This window comes from Pararhizobium polonicum, assembly GCF_001687365.1.
Lineage (GTDB): Bacteria > Pseudomonadota > Alphaproteobacteria > Rhizobiales > Rhizobiaceae > Pararhizobium > Pararhizobium polonicum.
On record NZ_LGLV01000014.1, the window covers coordinates 163,938 to 185,710 of the forward strand.

Annotated in this window: 16 protein-coding genes and 1 pseudogene; 6 read left to right on the forward strand and 11 right to left on the reverse strand. The window is 59.9% G+C overall.

Features of this window, described 5'->3' with window-relative positions:
- Positions 1 to 49 precede the first annotated feature (49 nt).
- Genes ADU59_RS21755 through ADU59_RS21765 form a run of 3 tightly spaced genes read right to left on the reverse strand, consistent with a single transcriptional unit; the run spans position 50 to position 4,925 of the window.
- Positions 50 to 661 (reverse strand): TetR/AcrR family transcriptional regulator, encoded by a 612-nt coding sequence (locus tag ADU59_RS21755; RefSeq protein WP_068956455.1) that lies wholly within the window; start codon positions 659 to 661, stop codon positions 50 to 52.
- 41 nt (positions 662 to 702) lie between these two features.
- Positions 703 to 3,813, reverse strand: coding sequence for an efflux RND transporter permease subunit (locus ADU59_RS21760; RefSeq protein WP_068956457.1), 3,111 nt, complete (start codon positions 3,811 to 3,813; stop codon positions 703 to 705).
- Positions 3,813 to 4,925: an efflux RND transporter periplasmic adaptor subunit gene (locus ADU59_RS21765; protein WP_068956459.1), complete on the reverse strand. Its 1,113-nt coding sequence runs from the start codon at positions 4,923 to 4,925 to the stop codon at positions 3,813 to 3,815. The genes ADU59_RS21760 and ADU59_RS21765 overlap by 1 nt, the downstream gene beginning before the upstream one ends.
- 98 nt (positions 4,926 to 5,023) lie before the next feature.
- On the opposite strand from ADU59_RS21765, the gene ADU59_RS21770 reads away from it, so the two are divergent.
- Both ADU59_RS21770 and fabF read left to right on the forward strand, forming a co-directional pair.
- The gene (locus tag ADU59_RS21770; protein WP_068956461.1) at positions 5,024 to 5,611 is read left to right on the forward strand and encodes a TetR/AcrR family transcriptional regulator; all 588 of its coding nucleotides are present in this window, start codon (positions 5,024 to 5,026) and stop codon (positions 5,609 to 5,611) included.
- A 189-nt stretch (positions 5,612 to 5,800) separates the two neighbouring features.
- Complete coding sequence (gene fabF / locus ADU59_RS21775; protein WP_068956463.1) at positions 5,801 to 7,126, forward strand: beta-ketoacyl-ACP synthase II; 1,326 nt, start codon at positions 5,801 to 5,803, stop codon at positions 7,124 to 7,126.
- Between the two features lie 21 nt (positions 7,127 to 7,147).
- Here fabF and ADU59_RS29745 read toward each other — a convergent pair.
- The 8 genes and pseudogenes from ADU59_RS29745 to ADU59_RS21810 all read right to left on the reverse strand — a co-directional run.
- Positions 7,148 to 7,400 (reverse strand): annotated as a pseudogene (locus ADU59_RS29745) (DUF4372 domain-containing protein); the annotation flags it as partial.
- A 290-nt stretch (positions 7,401 to 7,690) separates the two neighbouring features.
- Complete coding sequence (locus tag ADU59_RS21780) at positions 7,691 to 8,164, reverse strand: MarR family winged helix-turn-helix transcriptional regulator (protein ID WP_068956465.1); 474 nt, start codon at positions 8,162 to 8,164, stop codon at positions 7,691 to 7,693.
- Positions 8,165 to 8,319: 155 nt separating this feature from the next.
- Positions 8,320 to 9,633 (reverse strand): MFS transporter, encoded by a 1,314-nt coding sequence (locus ADU59_RS21785; RefSeq protein WP_068956467.1) that lies wholly within the window; start codon positions 9,631 to 9,633, stop codon positions 8,320 to 8,322.
- Between the two features lie 180 nt (positions 9,634 to 9,813).
- A complete protein-coding gene (locus ADU59_RS21790; protein ID WP_068956469.1) occupies positions 9,814 to 10,845 on the reverse strand; it encodes a 2,5-dihydroxypyridine 5,6-dioxygenase NicX family protein in 1,032 nt (343 codons plus the stop codon).
- Between the two features lie 20 nt (positions 10,846 to 10,865).
- Positions 10,866 to 11,531 carry an N-carbamoylsarcosine amidohydrolase gene (locus ADU59_RS21795; protein WP_068956471.1) on the reverse strand — a complete coding sequence of 222 codons (666 nt, stop codon included), beginning with the start codon at positions 11,529 to 11,531 and terminating at the stop codon, positions 10,866 to 10,868.
- Positions 11,532 to 11,541: 10 nt separating this feature from the next.
- Positions 11,542 to 12,294 (reverse strand): maleate cis-trans isomerase family protein, encoded by a 753-nt coding sequence (locus ADU59_RS21800; RefSeq protein ID WP_068956473.1) that lies wholly within the window; start codon positions 12,292 to 12,294, stop codon positions 11,542 to 11,544.
- Positions 12,295 to 12,367: 73 nt separating this feature from the next.
- Positions 12,368 to 13,168 carry an alpha/beta fold hydrolase gene (locus tag ADU59_RS21805; RefSeq protein ID WP_068956475.1) on the reverse strand — a complete coding sequence of 267 codons (801 nt, stop codon included), beginning with the start codon at positions 13,166 to 13,168 and terminating at the stop codon, positions 12,368 to 12,370.
- Positions 13,165 to 14,301 carry an FAD-dependent monooxygenase gene (locus ADU59_RS21810; protein ID WP_068956477.1) on the reverse strand — a complete coding sequence of 379 codons (1,137 nt, stop codon included), beginning with the start codon at positions 14,299 to 14,301 and terminating at the stop codon, positions 13,165 to 13,167. Before ADU59_RS21810 ends, ADU59_RS21805 begins: the two co-directional genes overlap by 4 nt.
- Before the next feature lie 357 nt (positions 14,302 to 14,658).
- Here ADU59_RS21810 and ADU59_RS21815 point away from each other — a divergent pair, with 357 nt between their 5' ends.
- Genes ADU59_RS21815 through ADU59_RS21830 form a run of 4 tightly spaced genes read left to right on the forward strand, consistent with a single transcriptional unit; the run spans position 14,659 to position 21,760 of the window.
- Positions 14,659 to 15,183: a (2Fe-2S)-binding protein gene (locus ADU59_RS21815; protein ID WP_099050904.1), complete on the forward strand. Its 525-nt coding sequence runs from the start codon at positions 14,659 to 14,661 to the stop codon at positions 15,181 to 15,183.
- Complete coding sequence (locus ADU59_RS21820) at positions 15,180 to 18,728, forward strand: molybdopterin cofactor-binding domain-containing protein (RefSeq protein WP_068956478.1); 3,549 nt, start codon at positions 15,180 to 15,182, stop codon at positions 18,726 to 18,728. Before ADU59_RS21815 ends, ADU59_RS21820 begins: the two co-directional genes overlap by 4 nt.
- 10 nt (positions 18,729 to 18,738) lie before the next feature.
- A complete protein-coding gene (locus ADU59_RS31345) occupies positions 18,739 to 19,080 on the forward strand; it encodes an XdhC family protein (protein ID WP_068956479.1) in 342 nt (113 codons plus the stop codon).
- Complete coding sequence (locus ADU59_RS21830) at positions 19,073 to 21,760, forward strand: carbohydrate-binding protein (RefSeq protein ID WP_068956480.1); 2,688 nt, start codon at positions 19,073 to 19,075, stop codon at positions 21,758 to 21,760. The genes ADU59_RS31345 and ADU59_RS21830 overlap by 8 nt, the downstream gene beginning before the upstream one ends.
- Positions 21,761 to 21,773 lie beyond the last annotated feature (13 nt).

The following is a 21,773-nucleotide window of genomic DNA, read 5'->3' on the forward strand; positions in this document are numbered from 1 at the left end:
TGGTTAGAACAGTGGCAGCTCTTTTGAACACCTCTCTGTGCTGCTAGGCTCAGGTCCTACCCAGAGCTCTCAGAAAGAAGTGGATCTGGTCACGCAGACCTGTTTCGGTGTCTTCACCATTTCGGACTCGCTGTTCAACGAGGACGGGATGGTAGAATGGCGTGAAGGCGTTCATCACACTTCGGGCGGCTTGCGCGGCGTCTTCAAACTCAAACTCCCCCGCTTCAATGCCCTCCCTTACGATCGTCTCGATGATCACCACGATCTGGTCACCATGGGCTCTGATGATCGCCCAATTCTTCTCTGTTGCGGCAACGATCAGATCGTGGACCGGCTTCTCCTTGATGAAGGTCGTTTTCCTTTTCTGATGGAGGATCTTAAAAAGATCTGCGAGCTTCTCATGGGCCGGCGCTTTCATCCGTGCGATCGATTCTGCCAACTGAGCCGTTTCCGCGAAGAAACGGCCACAGATCGACTTGTTGATTGCCGCCCGTGAGGGAAAAAAACGATAGATATTGGCGCTGCTCATTCCGAGGCAGGATGCAATGTCGGCCACCGACGTCTTTTGGTAACCGATGCGGCGAAAGTGCTCTTCCGCCACATCCAGAATGCGCTCCCGCGAGAGGTCAATGTCGATCTCTGTAGGGGTACGGCCGCTCATGACGTCCCCAGCGTGGAGTTTTTAACCAACTGATGTTCGTCCTACTCGGCGGCCATTGTCATCGGTGGCTCCAGTTCTTCAATCGTTTCTCCGTGGTTGTCTTCTCTGGTGGGCGTGATCCTGAACCACACAGCATACAGCGCCGGAAGGAAGAGCAGGATCATTACGGTGCCTGCCGCCGTTCCACCAATCAGTGTGTAAGCCATCGACCCCCAGAACACCGAATGGGTCAAAGGTATGAAGGCCAGGATGGCTGCAAGTGCGGTCAAGATGACAGGGCGTGTCCGCTGCACAGTCGCTTCAACGACAGCGTGATAGTCATCCAGACCGGCCGCCTGGTTTTCCTTGATCTGCTCCGTCAGGATCAGCGTGTTGCGCATGAGGATGCCGGCCAATCCTATCAACCCGAGAATGGCGTTGAAGCCGAACGGCTGATTGAACAGGAGCAAGGTCGGAACCACACCCGCAAGGCCAAGGGGTGCGGTCAGCATCACCATTGTCATTGTCGACAGGCTGCGCACCTGCAGGATGATGACGATCAACATGGCCGCGATCATCAGCGGGAAAACCTGGGCCAGTGCAACATTGGCTTTCAGGGATTCCTCGATGTTGCCGCCCATCTCGATGCGGTATCCGACGGGGAGCGACGCGATCAGCGGCTGAAGCGCTTTCATGACCTGTTGCGAAACCTCAGGAGGTTGCGTCGCCTCGTTGATGTCAGAGCGTATCGTGATCACCGGCATCCGGTCGCGCCGTTTCAGGATCGGTTCCTCGAAGCGAATTTCGGAATGTCCGATCTGATCCAGCGGAACCTGATGACCATCCCTGCTCATCAGCGAGAAGTCGGCAAGCCGCGATGGATCGAGGCGGTTTTCGCCAGCGCTGCGTGCAACAACGGGCACGTTGCGGATGTTGTCACGCACCTGCGTGACAGGGATGCCGCTGAGCAGCAACTGCATCTGCTGGGCTGCCTCCGAAGGTGAAAGACCAATCAGATTGAGTCTTTCCTGATCGGGAACAAAGCGCAGCACCGGGGTGCGGTTGCCCCAATCGCGGTTGGCCTGCCGGACATCGGGAACACCCTTCATGATCGCCAGAGCTTGCTCGGAAATCTTGTAGAGTTCATCCTGATCAGGCCCCATGATCCGGAATTCGACCGGAAATGGCGTGTAGGGACCAAATACAAGCTGGGTCACACGCACGGATGCCTCGGGAACAAGGCCGTCCGATATGGCGGCACGAAGGCGGTGCTTCAATTCTTCTCGTGCATGGGCATCAGGCGTGAGCACGACCACCTTGGCGAAGGCGGGGTCGGGCAGTTCGGGTGCCATGGCAAAGAAGAACCGGGGCGCGCCCTGCCCTATATAGCTGGTGACGATTTTCGTTTCCGGCTGGGTCTGCAGCCAGCCTTCGACTTTCTCCACTGCTGCCGTCGTTGATTCGATGCTCGTACCCTCAGGCATGCGAACTTCGACCAGCACCTCCGGACGATCCGATGTCGGGAAGAACTGCTGCTTTACGCCACCCATCCCGACGACCGAAACAGCCATAGTGATGCCGACCACGGCACAGGTCATGAATTTATGGCGAACCGCAAACTCGATGAGCGAGCGCAGGCGGCGGTAGTTCGGCGTATCATAGATGGCGTGGTGTCCACCCTCGACCGGTTTGATGTCAGGCAGCATTTTAACGCCAAGATAAGGTGTAAAAGTCACCGCGACGATCCAGGAAACGATCAGGGCGAAACCCACGACCCAGAAGATGTTGCCGGCATATTCACCGGCAGTCGACTTGGCGAAACCAACGGGCATCAGTCCGATGAAGGTGACGAGTGTGCCAGACAGCATCGGCGCCGCCGTGTGGCTCCAGGCATAAGCAGCCGCCTTGATGCGGTCCATGCCCTCTTCCATCTTCACCACCATCACCTCGATGGCGATGATGGCGTCATCCACGAGAAGGCCAAGCGCAAGGATCAAGGCGCCGAGCGTGATGCGGTCGAAGAACCGGCCGGTTTCCAGCATGATAAGAAAGACGACAGCGAGCGTCAGCGGAACTGCGAGCGCGACAACAATGCCGACACGCCAGCCGAGTGCGACAAGACTCACGAACAGCACGACGCCAAGCGCCATGGCGAACTTGAGCATGAATTCGCCGACAGCCTCGTCGATGTTGACGGCCTGGTCGCTGACTTTGGTCAGCGACATACCCAGCGGCAGTGTTTGCGCGATCGTGGCGGACCGTGCTTCAAGCGCTTTGCCGAGTTCAAGACCGTTCCAGCCCGCCTGCATGACCGCGCCCAGCATGATCGTAGGCTCGCCCTCATGGCGGATGATATAGGTCGCGGGATCCTCATAGCCTCGTCGTACATCCGCCAGATCGGAGAGTTTCAGCGTCCGTCCACCTGCTACGATCGGCGTGTCGGCAATGGCCTGCACACTGTTATAGGCTCCGTCGAAACGGATGAAAACCTGCGGCCCGCGCGTGTCGATCGAGCCCGCGGGTGTCACCGTGTTCTGTCTCTGCAAGGCTGCGGCAATATCCTGCGCCGATATCCCAAGTGTCGCCAGCTTGGCATAGGAAAATTCGACGAAGATCTGTTCGGGGCGCTCCCCCAGGATGTTGATTTTCTTGACGCCGGGAACATGCAGGAGATCCTGACGGATAACCTCCGCCTGCCGCACGAGGTCGCGCATCGGCATCCCTTTTGCCTTCAATGCATAGAGGCCGAAGCTCACATCGGAATACTCGTCGTTGACAAACGGACCAATCACGCCTGGGGGAAGATTTCCGGCTTCGTCGCCGAGCTTCTTGCGTGCTTGGTAGAATTCCTCTTCGACGGCCGACGCTGGCGTACTGTCCTTGAGGGTGACTGTGAGGAATGCGTAGCCAGGCCGCGTTGTCGTCTCGACACGATCATACCAGGAGAGTTCCTGGATGCGCTTCTCAAGAGGCTCGGCGACAAGATCCTGCATTTCACGAGCAGTGGCGCCTGGCCAGACCGACGTGACCGTCATGGTCTTGATGGTGAAGGAGGGATCCTCGGCGCGGCCTAGTTTGACGAAGGCGTAGACCCCGGCAGCGGCCAGCAGGACAATGAAGAACAAGGTAACGGCGCGTTCGCGGACCGCGATGGCGGAAAGATTGAAGTTCATTATTTTGCCACCTCTTGCTGCACGCCAGTCCTGACGACATCGCCATCCTCAAGGAGATGCGCGCCGAGGGCGACAACCTGCTGACCAACCTCGATTCCGGTAATGGTGGCTGTTTCCTCGCCGATCCGCTTTACGGCAATCGGTGTAAACTTGATGGCCGAGGATGCTCTGTCGATGACCCACACACCTGTCCGGCTGCCATCGTCCAGGATGGCACCGACTGGTACGGCGACCTCTGACTGCCGGTTCGCGTCCAGAATTTTGATCGTCACCGTTGAGCCGAGCGGGGCGGAGGCAGCTGCGCCTCCGAGAACATAACGCGCCTCGTAGGTCCGGGTTTGCGAGTCGGCAGAATCGGAGATCTGTCTCAGCGTTGCATTCCCACTGAGCCCATCTCTTCCGTAGACACTGGCCTGTGCTTCGGATCCGACTTCAGGTCGCAGCGTCTCAGGCAGCCAGATGACCGCTTCACGAGGCCCTGCCTTTGCCAGTTGAACAACAGTCTGGCCAGCAGCAACCACCTGTCCCGGATCTCCGAGCGTATCGACGACCGTTCCATCCGAGTCTGCAAGAAGAACGCTATAGGAGGAGGCGTTTTCCGCAACCTCGGCGTCCGCTTCAGCCGCGGCAAGCTGTGCCGAGGCCGTATCGAGGGCCGCCTTAGCTTGTTCATAACGCTGCGGAGTGGCAGCCAATCCATTTTTGACCAGTGCGGCATAACGTTTCTCGTCTGCCTGTGCCTGGATCAGGACAGCACGCGCCGCGGTAACCGTGTTGCGCTTGGCTGTCAGCGCAAGCTGGAGATCGGTCTCATCGATCCGCATCAGGGCCTGGCCTTGCTTGACCTGCTGGCCGGCGTCCACCATCCGCTGAACGATCTTGCCCGGAACCCGAAAGCCGAGGTTGCTCTGTACCCGCGAAGCAACAGTGCCGGTAAACGACCGTTCCGCCGTTTCGGTCCTTGTCGCCTCTGCCACCTTCACCAGTGGTGAAGCAGTCCTTGGGTCTGCAGCCTCGGCTTCCCGTTTTGGCGTTTCGAAAACAAGCAAGAAGGCAGCGGCACCCGCCGCTGCCACGAGACCCACGAAAGTCAGGACATGTTTGCGTTTCATTTTAAGTTCTCTTCTTGACCAGCGACCTGGATGATTTAGATTGCGATCTAACTCTATTTGAGATATAGATGTCAAATGAAATCTAATCGGAGATCGATATGAGAGTGAGCCGCGCACAGGCCGAGGAAAATCGGGAAACGGTGATCAACGTCGCCAGTCGTCTGTTTCGAGAGCACGGCTTCGATGGTATTGGCCTCAAGGATCTGATGAAGGGGGCGGGCCTTACACAAGGCGGGTTCTACAAGCAGTTCTCGTCCAAGGACGATCTTGCTGTCCAGGCATCAAGGCGCGCAATGGAAAGCGCTACACGCCGATGGTCGGCGGCAGCGGCAGACGACTCTGATCCCCTCGAAGCGGTGATAAAGTTCTATCTCTCAACGGACCATAGGGGAGAAAAGGCAGAGGGTTGCCCTATAGTCGCGCTAGGATCTGATGCCACGCGGCAGAGTGCCGAGGTGAAGCGCCCCTTTGAGGACGGGATCCGAGCCCACTTCGAGGTTCTGGATGAACTGATGACTGATGCCAAGAGCTCCAATCCTAGCGGCAAGGCGATGGCGATACTCTCCCTTATGGTGGGTGCCGTCACACTCTCGCGCATTATGGACGACGAGCGTTTGTCGCAGGGCATCCTCGATGCAGCTGCCGGCGAAGTCAGGCGCATTGCGCGCGGTGATAGTATCGCCTGAAGGCTACCGCCGGGTTCGATGACCCGGTGCGGATGAGGGCCCGAGCTGAGCTGCCGCCCGAATGTGCGGGCAGCGGCGCCGTTTGAACCCTCGTGCAAACTTCATGTTTTGACAATGGGCACTGGTCGTATCGCCGGCCGGCACGCTCCAGGCATGCCTATTTTTAATGAGAAGACAGGTGGAAAACAGATGCGTCGTATCGTTGTAACAGGAATGGGAGCTGTCAGCCCCCTTGGTGCGAATGCCGGTATCTCCTGGTCGCGCCTCCTTGCGGGTCAAAGCGGCATTCGCCGGCTGGCAGACGATGTCGTTGGAGACCTCCCCTCGAAAATAGGCGGAGTGGTCCCCTCATCAGCCGAAGACCCTGAAGGTGGCTTCGATCCGGACACGGTTCTGGCTCCGAAGGACCAACGCAAGGTCGACCGGTTCATCATCTTCGCACTGGCGGCTGCGGAAGAAGCGCTCGCACAGGCGAAGTGGAGGCCGGTTTCGAATGATGACCGGCTGCGAACAGCAACGATCATCGCTTCGGGTGTCGGGGGCTTTCCGGCGATCACCGAGGCGGTTCGCACCGTCGATCAACGGGGTGTCCGTCGTCTTTCGCCTTTCACCATACCGTCGTTTCTCGTCAATCTCGCAGCCGGACAAGTCTCGATCCGCCATGGCTTCAAAGGTCCGCTTGGCGCACCAGTCACGGCGTGCGCTGCCGGCGTTCAGGCGATCGGCGATGCCGCCAGACTGATCCGGGCAAACGAAGCAGACATTGCCGTGTGCGGCGGAACCGAAGCCTGCCTGAACATCGTCAGCCTTGGAGGCTTCGCAGCGGCCCGATCTCTTTCGACCGGCTTCAACGAAACACCGGGCGAGGCATCGCGGCCGTTCGATGCGAGGCGTGACGGCTTCATCATGGGAGAGGGAGCCGGAATCCTGGTGATTGAATCCCTGAGCCATGCGCTTGCCCGCGGCGCCACGCCCCTTGCCGAACTCGTCGGATACGGCACGACAGCCGACGCCCATCACATCACCTCCGGCCCGGAAGACGGAAATGGCGCGCGCCGAGCCATGGAGATCGCCATCGCACAGGCTGGGATTGCGCCGCGTGAGATCGGTCATCTGAACGCGCACGCCACATCGACACAGGTCGGGGATCTGGGGGAAATCAGGGCTATCAAAAGTGTTTTCGGTTCCGAAAAGACCGTCGCCGTCAGCGGGACGAAATCAGCGACAGGACACCTCCTCGGCGCCGCCGGGGGGCTGGAAGCCATCTTCACGATCATGGCGCTCAGAAACCAGATCGCACCACCAACCTTGAACCTGAATACTCCGGATCCGGAAGCCGCCGGTATCGATTTCGTCGCGCATAACGCTCGGCACGTAGACACTGAATACGCCATATCGAACGGCTTCGGCTTTGGCGGCGTCAATGCAAGTGCACTTTTCAAGCGTTGGCCAAGTGGAAGCCTGGGTCGCGCATCTTCGCCCCAACCACGTCATGAAATCTTGTCCGGGAGCTGACCTTCTATGAAATCGACGATGGTTGGCATGTGTCGAGCGCGGGGCTGGCTGGGCCAAGCTGACGAAGACTGGCCGCATGGCTTTCCAGGCCGCCAGCGATCTCGCGCAAACTCACGGCCTTTGCCAATTGTCCGTACAGGAGGGCGGTCAGCTGGGTCTTCGTCGACAACCGCCGGATATGTTTGTCGGCCCCGTGCTCGTCCACTCGCCTAGCAAAGACAGCTCATGGAACACTCTTCGAGAGATCATAAAGGACGCTCTTGTGGTGCTGCACGGAGTTGCTCCTCTGTCGTGTCCGGGATCATCGCCAAACGTTCGAATACGAGTAGAATCAACACCCTGCACCGTGTCCACTCAATTTAGACCAGACAGCGATGGCATGTCCGCGAGCATGACAAGCACACCCTCGGCTTTGCGTACATCGGGCGGAGAAGCCGGCAGCCAGGGGGACGATCGCGACGGATGCCTTATCGTCGAGCAAGCCTATGTGCACCAACCGGCTGCTATTGCGGATCGATCTCTATCGGAAACACTCCGGTCGGTTCTGGTATGGTGCCCTGGCTTTCAACTGTCCTGTTCATCCTCTTCCGCGATCTTGCGCAGAAGGTACAGCAGCGCCACCCGTTCGGCCGGGTTGAGACGGCGCATGGTCTTTTCACTGATGAGATGGCCTTGCGGATACATCTGCTCAAGCACCGCTTCGCCCTTTGGCAGAAGCGAAATCACCACCTTGCGGCCGTCGGCCTCATCTCTGGAAAGATCGATCAGGCCCCGCGCCTTCAGTCTTTCGACGATGCCGCGGATCGTTGCCTGATCGACCGAGGTGGCCTTGACGAGTTCGACCTGCGAGCTGGGGCCAAGGTCGTGCAGGGCACAGAGCGTCACGAATTGCACGGATGTCAGGTCGGGGTCGCTCGCATTGCTTTGGAAGATGGCAAGATGCCGCTGATAGGCTTTGCGCAGCAGATGGCCCACCTGCTCGGTGACCAGATAAGGGTCCCGCCGGCCCAAGTCCTTCCTGTCATCGCCGCCAGTCATTGTTGTCACGCTCGCTCCCATTTCAGATCTGTCTTCTTCCAAAATGCTGCAAATCGCAAGCGGGTCGATCGTCATGACCGGGCTGACACGAGCGGTTGTGGGTGATGGCAGGGTCTCGTAGCGTACTGTTGACGTGCCGCGAGACTGAAGGTGATTTACTCGAGGACACGATCCTTCGATTCCACGTTGATCAGCCAGACGCTGACGGCAGCGACAACCAGCAGGCCGGAAATCGCCCCCAAGGCAAGGCCGAAGTTCGAGGTCATCAAAGGCGCCACGATAGAGGGTGCCAGGAGACCGCCGAAACGGGCGACCGACCCGGCCATGCCCATGCCGCTCGCTCGAAGCGTCGTCGGGTAAATCTCGGGCGTGAAGGCATAGATCGCACCCCATGTGCCCAGAAGTGCAAAGCTCAGCAGCAGCGTCGCGGCCACGATGATCTCTGCCGTCTGCCCCAGCCCGTAGGCAAGCGTTCCGATGGCGCTGAGCAGAAGGAAGCCGATCAATGTGGGCTTCCTCCCCCATTTCTCGACGCCATAGGCAGCAAGCGCATAGCCCGGCAGTTGGGCGATGGCCAGAATGACGAGAAACACCTGGCCGCGAACGAAACCGAAACCATCGGCGGCAAGCTTGACCGGCAGATAGACGAACACGCCGTAATAGGAGACCGAAATCAGCATCCATGCGAGCATCAGGAAAATCGTCCGGCGGCGCAGGTCGCCGGAAAAAAGCGCTGATATCGACTTGCGTTGCGGCTTCTGCTGCACGAGTGGCGGAATTTCAACATTCGTGCCATTCGCCTTTGCGACCGTCTGCAGGACTTGCCGTGCCTGTTCCGAGCGTCCCTGTTGACTGAGGTAAAGGGGTGATTCAGGAACGTAGAAGCGCAGAACGACGCCGATCAGAGCAGGAAGACCTGTCACGAAGAAAATCGTCCTCCAGACCTCCCCCCCTTGTGTTCCGGCGCCGAGCGCGAGCAGAGCCAAAGCGACGGTGCCGACAGCCCAGAAGCCTTCGAGCAGAACCAGCCAGCGGCCGCGCCGGTCCGAGGGAAGGAATTCGGCCATCATCGCGTAATCGACCGGAAGCGTGCCGCCAACGCCAAGGCCCGTCAGGAACCGCGCCAGGAGCAGCCATTGAAGATCCGGGGCGAAAGCCGAGGCAACCCCGCAGATCGCATCGAGAATGATGGCGATGAACAGCACAGGCCTTCGGCCGATCCTGTCTGCCAGCCGCCCGAAAACGAAGGCACCGATGAGCATTCCGAGAAAAAACAAAGTGCCGGTCTGCAGCGCCTGCGGAACGGTAATGCCGAAGCTGACGGCAATCGACGGAGCGCTGAACCCTATCGCCAGAACCTGCATTGCGTCCGCAGCCCAGACCAGGCCAAAAATGACGAACAGACGCTTTTGGAAAGCGCCGACATCAGCCATTCTGAGGCCGTCTTCAACTGTAATTGGTGACTGCATGGTACCCCTCTTTTTTTAAATCATGCCGGTCGCTGTGGTTCAAGAGCGGTGGTCTTTGCCACCTTTTAGCTCTCGACAGTGAACGCACGGGTTTGCCGTGTCCTGGCCGCCACTCACGGCGGCCAGGACTCCGGAAATAACTCCGTCTCTTCGATTACAATTCGGCCGGAAGCCGAAGAATCAGTCGAACTTGTACTGCATGTCCTTGACAGCGATGTCACCATCCAGAACCATCGGCTCGTCGTCCAGGAACAGCGAGCAATTGCGCATCGGTATGTCCAGATGGCAAGCCGTGTCGTTCGGTCCGCCCAACTCGTTGTTGGGGCCAGTCGAGAACATCACGTTGCCATAGAATGAGCGGGCCTCCATGCCCATGCCGCCCGGGAATTCACCAGGCACCATGCGATGCCATTTGGCGTTCTGATTAAGGCCCCAGCCGACATGACTCATACCCATGCCGCGCGGATCGTTGAAACCGGCCATGTAGGATTTGACCAGCTCAGCGTCGAGGCCGCCGCGAATGTCGGTGATCCAACCGTTTTCGATCGTATAGATGATCGGGTCGCGCACGTAGATATTCTGCGGCAGCAGGATATCACCGGGAGCAACGACGATCGTACCGTCAACACCGTTGTCGTCACCACCGGTGAACACGAAGCCAGACGGCCAGTGGTCCCAGCGGCCCGGCTCGTCGGTGCACGCATATTCCGTAATGGCGGGATAGGTGTTGAGCTTGTAGGTCACGTCGGTGCCATGCGCCGAGGTAATTCGCATCACCTTCGCCTTGGAGAGCAGATCGCCGGCAAATTCGACGCGCTCGCGCAGTTCCTTTGTCGGCAGCATGCGGGCGAGAAGCTCCGGCGGTTCCACTGCGGTCAGAATACGCGTGCCGGACGCCTGGATCGCCATCTGTTCCGGGCTGAAGAGCAGAAAGATGCAATCGATCAACATATCGGCCGCCTTCAGGGCCTCGACCGCTTCCGGCATGGCTGCAAGGCCTGTCTGGCCGACTGCCCATGCACCGGCCGGCGGCACCGGCGGCAAACGCATGTGATACATCTTGGCGCCAAGGCGCATGCCCGCCGCCATGAAGGCGTCGGCGTAATCGAGGCGCTCGTTGCCCTGGGTCAGGACGATAAGTTTTTCGCCCTCGTGGACGCCCGACATCTTCAACTGATGCAGGCAGATTTCCGTGAAGCTGAAGTGATCCATGCTTGTTCCCTTATATTGATTCAAGGCGTGGGTGTTTCGTCCCGTGACGGACAGCCGAACTTGACCTTGGCGATTTCGGCAATCGCTTCTTCCTTCAGGACGACATCGCCATATTTGCTGTCGATATCGAAGAGGTTGGCATTGTGCGGGTCGGGATGCCGGTCGCCGACGCAGTCACGCACGACGATGGGCCTGAACCCATATTGAACCGCATCGACGGCACTTGCCCTGATGCAGCCGCTGGTCGAGCAGCCCGCCATGATAACCGTGTCGATGCCCTGCGCGTGCAGATGCGACGCCAGGCTGGTGCCGAAGAAAGCGCTGGCATATTGTTTGACGATGACAAGCTCCCCCTGTTCGGGCTGCACCTCGTCGCAGAACTCGGCAAGCACGTTGCCCTCGACCATCGCCTTCATGACGGGCGATTTCTTTACCCACATGCCGCCATCGGCGCAGTTTTCCGCCAGGTAGAGAATGCGGGTATGGATGACGGGAATGCCGGCGTCGCGTGCCGCGCGGATCAATTCGGGCGCCTGCGCGACCGCATCGACCACGCCGGTTGCATAAAGAGGCGCGCCCTCGATCGTATAGGCTTTCAGGAAGTCGATAACGAGAAGAGCCGGACGCTGGCCAAACCCGATCCGGTTGCCCCACACACCCTGATAGTTCGTTTCGGCGCTTTGCACGATGGCCTCCCTAATAGGCACCGGACAGAAGCGCGCCGGCACCCGGCACGACCGCTTCCAGACCGAGCGATTTCAGCATGCAGTAAGTCGTGGCGACTGCGGCCGTCAGAACCGGCTTGCCGGTCATGGCCTCAACCTTGGCAATCACCGGCAAAGACGGCATCTGCACACAGGCCGAGAGCACGATCACATCGACATCGGTGAGATCGAGCGTCTGTACGATGGCCGGCAGGTTATCGGGATCGTGGCGCGCGACATCGAGATTGTCCGGAATTTCCAGAGCACGCCAATCCACAACCTCGAAACCTTCTTCGCGGATGTAATCGACAACGAGTTCGGTGAGCGGCTTCATATAGGGGGCCACGACGGCGATCTTCTTCGCCTTCATGACCTTCAGCCCTTCGATCAGGGCGCCGGCGCTGGTGACGACCGGAATATTCGTGCCTTCGTCGATTGTGCGACCGGTCAAGCGCTTTTCGGACTGGCGATGATATCCAAGCCCCATCGCCATGATCGCTACGAGGCAGGCGTAGCCCAGGACATCGACGCGGGCGTCGGACAGTTCGACCGCGCAACGGTCGGATTCCGCATCCATGGCCGCCAGTTCTTCCTTGACGACCTTCTTCATGCGCATGCGGCTGGAATGGAAGGTAAAGCGTTCCGGGCGGATGGACTGCCGCGCCGTCAGCATGGCCGGGATTTCGGTTTCCATGGTGGTGTTGGAACTGGGTACGATCTGACCGATACGGTAGTATTTTTGCACGGGATGACATCCTCTGCTTCACGAACAATGGCAAAAAGAAACAGCGGCGGAACGAGCGATCCGCCGCTGCCGGTCAGCGGGAGAGAAAATCTCCAAGGGCTGCAAAGAACCCGTCAAAATCATCCCAGGGGATCATGTGCCCGGCGTTCGGCACCCGGACGATCTCCAATGCTGGATAGCGCGAGAGTGCTTCGTCTTCGTCCACCTGCTCGATCACACCGCCGCGGCCTGCCACCATCAACAGGGCGGGTTGCTGAAGCTTCGGCAGATCCGGAAAGATGTCGTCCTTGTGGAAATCCTCGAACGCAGTGACGATCGCCGGCTCATAGCACGTGTGCAGCCATTCGGCCCGCAAAGAGAGCTGTTCATCGGTCCAAGTCGGGCAGAATGCCTTCATACCCTGCGCATCGATACCCTTCATGGCAAGCCGGATGCTATCGACATACCATGGCAGCTTGCTCGGATAGGCCCGGCGGCCGGGTCCGGAAACCGGCGGATCGATCAGCGCCAGGCGCGAAAAGACCGTCGGAGCGCAAACCGCCGCACGGATGGCTATGCGCGCGCCCATCGAATGACCGAGCAGCGCCGGCCCGGAAAGCCCGAGTGCCGACGCAAAGCCGACGACATCGGCTGCCATGGCGTCAAGACCATAGTCTAGATCCGGGCCGGTCGCGGACAGGCCACGTCCGCGCACGTCAAGCACATAGACATCATATCGTTCGGCAAGCCGCTCTGCGACGAAGCCCCAGGTGATTGCCGGGCTCGTAATGCCCGGGATCAGGATAACGGCAGGGCCTTTGCCGCCATAGCGCAGGTAGTGCTGGCGAATACCGTTGGCGAAAACATTCGCGCCGTACGGCGCCGGCCCGCTCATGCCGCGTTCTCGCTCTTCAGCGGCTCGGCATAGATGTCGTAGCCATAGACCCAGGAAGGATCTTCCTGGTTCAGCAGGAAGGTATTGGCATTGGAAACGGTCTGCACACGCGTCGCCCGATCGCGACGGTTGGCCTCATAAAGCTTGAAGGCCGTGTTGAAATCACTGATGCCCGTTTCCTGAAGGCAGCGCGTCAGCATGGCCGCGTCTTCGATGGCCATGGCCGCCCCTTGCGCCATATGCGGCTTCATCGGGTGGCAGGCGTCGCCGAGCAGGACCAGGCGGCCCTTGCTCCACAAAGGCAAAGGATTGCGATTGAACAGCGGCCACTTGGTCACCGTATCGGTGCTATCGATCAGCGCCTGAATGATTGGGTGATATCCGTCGAAGGCTGCCGCCATCTCCTCACGGCTGCTGTCGACAAATGCGGAGTCGAACTCCCAGGCCGGATGCGGGACGCCCGTGACATAATAATATTCGTCGCGCCGTGCCGTTGTATAGTAGACCATCATGTGACGGTCAGGACCCCACCATTTGACGCAATCTTCAAAGGTCAGATCGAATTTCTTCAGCTTGTCGGAGGAAATCAGCGCGCGGTGTCCCACCCAGCCGCTGTAGTTCGGCTTTTCTTCGCCAAGAAGCGTCTCGCGTACCCTCGAATTGATACCGTCGGCACCAATGACGATATCGGCGCGAACCGATGTTCCATCTTCGAATTCAATCAGGACATCCGTGCCGTTATCATCGACGCGCGCCAGCTTCTTGCCAAAATGCAGAGTGCCGGGCTGAAGCGCGTCACACTGGATCGCCTGCAGATCTCCGCGATGAACCGTGCAATAGGTTGCGCCATATCCCTCAAGCGGAATGCGCGAGCGATAGTCACCGGTCATGCCGTCGCGGCTGAACCAGTGGGTCGGTGTGCTGCTGATATCGATGACCTGCCTGTCGACGCCGATGCGCTCGAAAATCTTCAGGACATTCGGGCCCATATGAATACCGGCACCGAGGCGGGAGAAGCTGGGCGCCTGCTCGTAGACATTGACGTCGAAGCCGGCATGCTGAAGCAAAGCACCAGCAACGGCGCCGCCGAGGCCCGCGCCGACAATCGCGATCTTTTCATTTTCCCTGGACATGGCGACCCCTCTATCCGTCTTTCGACGTGTTGTTCTCAGAATTGGATGATCGGCATAATTTCTAGCGTATACGCTTTAAATGGCAAGCGCTCAGCATCAGTTTTGTCAGCTTTTGCGATTACTAAATCAAAGCCTACCGGGTTTCTCGCCGTTTGCAACGGTAAAATTTGGCTTGCCAGCCCATCACATGAAGCGTATACGCTTTTTATATAAAAATAAGGGGCAGCAGATGCGTGATGTCGGTGACAGTCGCGTCGTTATGAGGAACAGGCACCGCGACGGGGCCAGCCGCATAGCGATCCGTCCGGTAGCAGAAGGCTTGGGCTTGACCGCCTGTGCGGCGCTGGAGCGGCGGCCTTGACGCGACCCGTTTCCGTTTCACTGAATGTAAACGACGCCCTCTGGCACGTTGACGCAAAGCCGGAAACACCCCTCCTCTATATTCTGCGCAATGACCTTTCCCTGAACGGCCCGAAATATGGCTGTGGCCTGGGCGAATGTGGCGCATGCGCTGTTCTGGTTGACGACCGTCCGGTGCGCTCCTGTACGGTGCCGCTCGGCGCAATTGGGACACGGCGTGTAACCACGCTTGAAGGGCTTGCAGCGGGCGGACATCTGCACCCGGTTCAGCGGGCCTTTATCGAAGAAGCGGCGGCGCAATGCGGCTATTGCCTCAATGGCATGATCATCGCTACGGTCGGACTGCTCAAGCGCAATGCCGATCCTGACGAGAGCGATATTCGCGAGGCTCTGCGGCACCATCTTTGCCGGTGCGGCACGCATCTTGAAATACTGGCCGCCGCGCGGCGTGCCGTTGCCTATGCCAAGGCGGAACAGCCACACACGACACGAACAGACGGCACGACGGAGGTTTCGCCATGACCCTGCACCGCGAAACACCCAAATCGGCCTATATGGCCGCCGCCGATACGCTGCTGATCGTTTCCGATGCCGAACAGGGCGACACGGCCGAACTCTTCATCGCTATCGGCACGGATGGCCGCGTCATTGCGTTCAATGGTCATGTCGATCTGGGAACCGGCATCCGGACGTCGTTGGCGCAGATCGTTGCAGAAGAGCTTCATGTCCCGTTCGAGCAGGTCGACATGGTGCTCGGGGCAACCTCGGCCGCCCCCAATCAGGGCGCGACCATTGCCAGCGAAACCATCCAGATTACTGCCGTTCCCCTGCGATATGCGGCAGCGACCGCACGCCGTCACCTGCTTGCCAAAGCATCTATGCGGACCGGCATACCGCTTGAAAAGCTCATCCTGGAAGACGGGACCATTCGCGCCGGTTCCGGTGAAAACTGGAGCCTGAGCTTTGCCGATCTCGTCGCCGGCGCGCATGTGCGCCTGTCGATCGACACCGGCGCCGAACTTAAACCGGCATCTGCCTATACGATTGTCGGCTCCTCGCGTCCGCGCGTCGATATTCCCGCAAAGGCGACTGGCCGCTGGACCTATGTGCACGACGTACGCGTGCCCGGCATGCTGCACGGCCGCGTCATCCGTCCGCCCTATGCCGGCTTTGATCATGGCGAGCATGTCGGCAACAGCCTGATCTCCATCGATGAGACATCAGTCGCCGGTATCGAGGGCCTGGTTGGCGTTGTCGCCATCGGTGACTTTGTCGGTGTCGTCGCCACGCGCGAGGAAATCGCCATCAAGGCGGCAAAGATCCTCAAGGTGGTCTGGCGCGCAGCGCAGGAACGCCCCGACCTCAACGCACCGGAAGCCGCGCTACGCGCCAATCCCGCGACCCCGCGCAAGCTTGCCGATCGCGGCAATGTCGAGATGGCGCTCGCAGGCAGCGCCCAGCCGATGAACCGAACCTATGTCTGGCCCTACCAGATGCACGGATCGATCGGGCCGTCCTGCGCCGTGGCAGACTATCGTGACGATGGCCTGACCGTCTGGTCCGGGACGCAGAACCCCTTCCCCATGCGGCGCGATCTCGCCTTGCTTATGGATATGCCCGAAGACTTGATCCTTGTCGAACGGCTTGAAGCAGCCGGATGCTACGGCCGAAACTGTGCTGATGACGTGACCGCCGATGCAGCCCTCCTGTCGCGCGCAGTCAATGCGCCGGTCAGAGTGCAATTGAGCCGCGAGCAGGAACATGCCTGGGAGCCCAAGGGCGCGGCACAGATTATGGACGTGCGCGGCGGCCTCGATCTGGAGGGCGGCCCTTCCGCCTATGATTTCGAAACACGCTATCCCTCAAACCTCGCCCCGACCCTGCCGCTGATTCTCACCGGCAAGGTGCCGCCGGTCTCGGATGTGGTGCAGATGGGCGACCGCACCGCGATCCCGCCCTATGCCTATGGCAATCTTCGCGTCACCGTGCACGATATGCCGCCAATCGCTCGCGCTTCCTGGTTTCGCGGTGTTTCGGCCATGCCCAACACCTTTGCCCATGAATGCTATGTGGACGAACTGGCTGCCGCTGCGGGTGTCGATCCGATCGAATACCGGTTACGCTATCTGCAGGATCCACGCGCGATCGATCTGGTCAAGGCGCTGGCCGAGCGGGCAAACTGGGTACCGCACACCACATGGGGCACGCTTGGCGGCGAAGGCGATCTTCTCTACGGGCGCGGATTTGCCTATGCCGTCTATATCCACGGCCCCTTCCCCGGCAAAGCGGCGGCATGGGCTGCATGGGTCGCGGATGTCGCCGTCAACACCAAGACCGGCGAAGTGGCGGTCACGAAAGTGACCTGCGCCCAGGATTCCGGGATGATGATCAATCCCGATGGCGTCCGCCACCAGATCCACGGCAACATCATCCAGTCCACCAGCCGGGTGCTGAAGGAAAAGGTGGAATTCTCCTCAACAGCCGTCACCTCGAAGGAATGGGGCGGCTATTCGCTCATCACCTTCCCCGAAGTTCCCGATATCGACGTCCTGATGATCCCCCGGCAGGACGAGCCGCCGCTGGGCGTCGGCGAGTCCGCATCCGTGCCTAGCGCCTCGGCCATCGCCAATGCCGTCTATGACGCAACCGGCATCCGGTTCCGTGAATTGCCGTTGACGCCGGAACGGGTGCGGGCCACCCTGAACGGCGGGAAGAACGAGGCATCGCCCGCTGAACCCTCAAGGAAACGCAATTGGCGGACGATCGGCCTGTCCGCCGCGGGGGCCGTCGCCGCCCTTTCGGGGATCGTGACGATGGCCTCGCCATGGCGCCCCGCGATCGGCACGATCCCGACACCCGATGCCAATGTCTATAGCGCCGTGACGATCGAACGTGGACGCATGGCCGCTGCAGCCGGCGCCTGCAATGTCTGCCATGCCGGCCCCGACGGAACCCCATTTGCTGGCGGACGGCGTTTCGACACACCGTTCGGCCCGGTCTATGCCACCAACATCACCCCCGATGCGACAAACGGCATCGGCGCCTGGTCCTATCCCGCCTTCGAGCGCGCCATGCGCGAGGGCGTGAGCCGCGACGGCCATCACCTCTATCCCGCCCATCCCTATACATCGTTTGCGGGGGCGGAGGATGCGGACCTCCAGGCGCTCTATGCCTATATGATGACGCAAAGTCCTGCCGCCGAAAAACCACCGGAAACCAAGCTCAAGTTTCCCTATAATATTCGCGCGATGATGGCTGGCTGGAACGCCCTGTTCCTGACGGCCGATCCGTTCCGCTATGTGGAGACGCGCGACGCGCAGTGGAACCGCGGTGCCTATCTGGTCGAAACCCTCGGCCACTGTTCGGCCTGCCACACACGGCGCAATGTGCTGGGTGCGGAAAAGACCGGCAGTGCCCGTTTATCCGGGGGATTTGCCGATGGCTGGGAAGCGCCCGCGCTCAACGCCTTTGCCAAGGGCCCCGTCGGCTGGACGGCAGACGCCTTCTACGACTATCTGCGCACCGGGCATTCGCGCGACCATGGCAGCGCGGCCGGCCCGATGGCGCAGGTGGTCAACGTCATGCAACCGCTTCCCGACAGCGACATCCGCGCCATGGCCACCTATCTGGCAAGCCTGAATGGTGGAACAGAACCCGCCGTCGCGGCCACCCAGAGTCAACACGCTATTGCCGCAAGCGAGACGACCAAGGCCGCCGCTGCACTTCTGTCGCCGAAGGGCGAACGGATCTTCAACGGCGCGTGCGCGACCTGCCATACCGGCAATACGATCCTGCCGTCGCTCGCGCTCAACAGCAATCTGCATGCCGATACGCCTGATAACATTCTCCAGGTGATCCTGAACGGTGTCGAGGCACCGGCGATCCTTGCCAAAACCACCGGTCGCGATGCGCCGGAAGTCATGTCCATGCCCGCATTCAGCGAGACGTTGAACGAAGGGCAGATCAACGACCTTGCAACCTATCTCCGGGCGCGTTTTGCATCGGACAAGCCGGCATGGACGGACACGACGAGCGCCATGAAGCGCGTAACGGCGGCGAGCCACTGAAGGAGCGATTGTGGGGCAGTTTGAGACCGGCATCACCGCACGTGCCCTCTTCGAGAGCGAGAGCATTTCCGTCAGCGGCAGTCCGCTCCGCTCCATCATGTCGGACACGCGATCCAATCGTGAGATCATCCCCGTCGCCCCTTTCTGCATCGGTGCCCTCGGCAGCAAGCGCACGCATGAGAGGCGCCGCGAAACCTTGCAAAAGCACGGATACGCTGATCACGATATCGATCGTATCAAGGCCCCGATTGGGATGTTCGGACCGGCCCGTGATGGAAACGCATTGGCGCTATCCATTCTCGCCGATGTCTCTGCCGCACGCTCGATCATGAAGTTCGACGGCAATGTGTGATCACGTCCATTCGCAAATCACAAACCGCGCGCTGTTCGAAAACCCGACGGCGGCTTTTCGTCCCTCAGCCTATTGGTTCTGGCATTCCATTCCCGATGAGGCCACCTGCCGTGCACAACTGGCCGACTTCCGGGCGAAAGGCATCGGAACCATCCTCATCCAAGCGCGGCTCTCGCTGCCGCGCGAAAACTATCTTTCGCCCGCCTATCTCGCCGCCTATCGCCTCGCCGCCCACATTGCCGGTGATCTCGGCCTGAAACTGGGCATCTATGACGATTACAACTGGATCAGCGGCCATGCCGGGGGGCGCACAGTTGATGGCTGCGATGCCCTGCGCGAGCGGCACATGTTCTGGTCGTCAAAATCCTCATCTGAAGGCTCGATCACCGGCATCCACCCGCCGTTCGTCGAGACGATGGGTCCGGATATTTTGAGGTGGCAATATGAGGCAGGCAAGGTCGAATGGTGCGACTGGACAGTGGAGGCCGCCGTCCTTCACCCTCTTTCCGGCATTGAAAACCTGGACGCGGTATCCGATGTGACGGCGCAGACCAACATCACAGCAAGAGATGCCGTATCCTGCAGCTACGCCTTCGACGGTCACGTCAAGGCGGGTGAGGCACTCACCGTCTTCATCAGCGCCCGGTCCTCGACATCCCGGTTGATCAACTATCTGCTGCCGGAAGCGGCTGAGCGCTTCATAGACGTCGGGCTCAATCCGCTGCTCACGGCATTGGAGGGCCTGTTGCTAGACCCTGCCGGCTTCGTTTTCTACGATCAGCCTGCCGCGGGGTTCTATCGCTGGGACCAGATTTCTGGCGATCTGGGCAATAGCCTACTTTTTGCATCGGCGTTGCAGGAGACAACGGTGCAAAAAACAGGCGCACCCTTTGCCAAAATTCTCCTGGCACTGCTGCAGAATATCGGCCACGACACGCTGCGGCTACGGGCACAATTTTATGCCGGATATTCGGCTTTGATGAACGAAGCCTTTTTCGGCACGTTGCGTAGATGGTCCGACGTGCACGGCATTTTACTGACCGGGCACGAAATCCTCCCGCATATCGCTTCATGGTCGCTGAACGGCGGCTTTACCAGCATCGATCCGCGCGTGGCGCCAGCTGTCGATTTCTTCGGGATCGATGCCTACCGGCATGAAACCGCCGTGGATTCCAACAATTTCAGCGCGCAGCTGGCGCCGAAGCTCGGCGATTCCGTTGCGCGTTCCAACGGGCGTAGCCGCTGCATGGTCGAAACCTATGCCAGCGCGGAACGGACGCCCCGGCGTGCCGCCGGCCAATGGGAACTGACGCTGGAGACAGCCCGTGCCCAGGCAATCCGGCTTCATTGCCTGGGCATGCGGCAGTTCATCTGGCACGGCGTTTACCAGACCGATGGCTGCGACGGCGAACCGGCATTGTTCGTCAATCCAAGGTTCGATTTCGCTCCCGGCATCAATTTTGAGCCCTGGTGGAGTTATCACGACCTTTTCGCCGACGAGACGGCCCGGATTTCCGCTTTCATCGAACCGGCCAAACCCCACACACCCATTGCCATTCTCTACCCGCTCTACACAGCCTTTGCACAGGGACCGCGCCATGGCCATGCCACGCATATCGGCGCATGGTGTGAGCATCTTCTGACGCAGGGATGTGATTTCATGTTCGTCAGCGAGGCCGATCTTGCAGGGGCGACGATCGAAGACGGGAAGCTTATGGCATCGGGGCTGGTTTTCGATGCCGTCGTACTACCCTGCGTGACCGTATTGGAAACGGTGAATACCCTGCGGGCACTTGAGGCCTTCAAGACAGCCGGCGGCGCGATCTGGTCCTCCGGCAAACGCGTATCCGTTATCTGCGACAACGGTGCGCCGGTGACATTCCCAGAGATTTCCACCCATATCGAAGGGCATCCGGAAAGCCGGGATATCGCCACCCTCGTATCATCCCTTCCCTCCTGCGGTCCGCAGATCAAGAGCCGTTCCGGCGGCAAGCCATGGCGGTGGATCGGATATGAGGCGGACGGCTGGTGGAGACTTGTCCTCTTCAACGACGGATCGGACGACCTTGAGGTCGAAATCTCATACGGCCGTGGGTTCGAGTACGAGGAATGGTCGCCGGCGGATGGCGCGATCCATGCGGCAGTCATGCGTGAATGGTCTCTGGCAACGCTTCAGCCACACGAGGTTCTGTGCATACGGGTACGCAAGCCATTGGCGGCCGTGGCAGGTCAGGGCGCCGTACAGACTGTGCGTATCATCTCCGCTGCCGCGGAGACGGTATTGCTGGAGGGCGGATGGAGCTTTTCTCCTGGACATGATGGGGATTTTCAATCGATTTCAGTCGATGCCGGCTGGGAAACACAGGGTTTCGCAGACTTTTCCGGCACGGGCATCTACCGGTGCCAACTGAAGATTGCGACGCAGGCCGATTGGCTTCTGGAATTGCCGAAGGTCGAGACAGCCGTGACCGCGTTTCTCGACGGCCGTGAGATCGGTCGGCGGGCCTGGCGGCCCTACCGGTTTGCGCTCGGCACTTTAAGCCCCGGCACGCATAGGCTGGAGCTTCACGTCGCCAACACAGCGGCAAACCGCTATTACAGCAACACGCCTTATCTCGGTGGCACCGCCGATAAAAGCGGATTGACTGCCGCGCCGAAACTCATCCCGCTTTCAAGCTGACCGGATAAACAAC

Bases quoted from the DNA above. Each gene is read 5' to 3' on its own strand.
- ADU59_RS21755 (WP_068956455.1), bottom strand. From the start codon at position 661: ATGAGCGGCCGTACCCCTACAGAGATCGACATTGACCTCTCGCGGGAG.
- ADU59_RS21760 (WP_068956457.1), bottom strand. From the start codon at position 3,813: ATGAACTTCAATCTTTCCGCCATCGCGGTCCGCGAACGCGCCGTTACC.
- ADU59_RS21765 (WP_068956459.1), bottom strand. From the start codon at position 4,925: ATGAAACGCAAACATGTCCTGACTTTCGTGGGTCTCGTGGCAGCGGCG.
- ADU59_RS21770 (WP_068956461.1), top strand. From the start codon at position 5,024: ATGAGAGTGAGCCGCGCACAGGCCGAGGAAAATCGGGAAACGGTGATC.
- fabF (WP_068956463.1), top strand. From the start codon at position 5,801: ATGCGTCGTATCGTTGTAACAGGAATGGGAGCTGTCAGCCCCCTTGGT.
- ADU59_RS21780 (WP_068956465.1), bottom strand. From the start codon at position 8,164: ATGACTGGCGGCGATGACAGGAAGGACTTGGGCCGGCGGGACCCTTAT.
- ADU59_RS21785 (WP_068956467.1), bottom strand. From the start codon at position 9,633: ATGCAGTCACCAATTACAGTTGAAGACGGCCTCAGAATGGCTGATGTC.
- ADU59_RS21790 (WP_068956469.1), bottom strand. From the start codon at position 10,845: ATGGATCACTTCAGCTTCACGGAAATCTGCCTGCATCAGTTGAAGATG.
- ADU59_RS21805 (WP_068956475.1), bottom strand. From the start codon at position 13,168: ATGAGCGGGCCGGCGCCGTACGGCGCGAATGTTTTCGCCAACGGTATT.
- ADU59_RS21810 (WP_068956477.1), bottom strand. From the start codon at position 14,301: ATGTCCAGGGAAAATGAAAAGATCGCGATTGTCGGCGCGGGCCTCGGC.
- ADU59_RS21820 (WP_068956478.1), top strand. From the start codon at position 15,180: ATGACCCTGCACCGCGAAACACCCAAATCGGCCTATATGGCCGCCGCC.
- ADU59_RS21830 (WP_068956480.1), top strand. From the start codon at position 19,073: ATGTGTGATCACGTCCATTCGCAAATCACAAACCGCGCGCTGTTCGAA.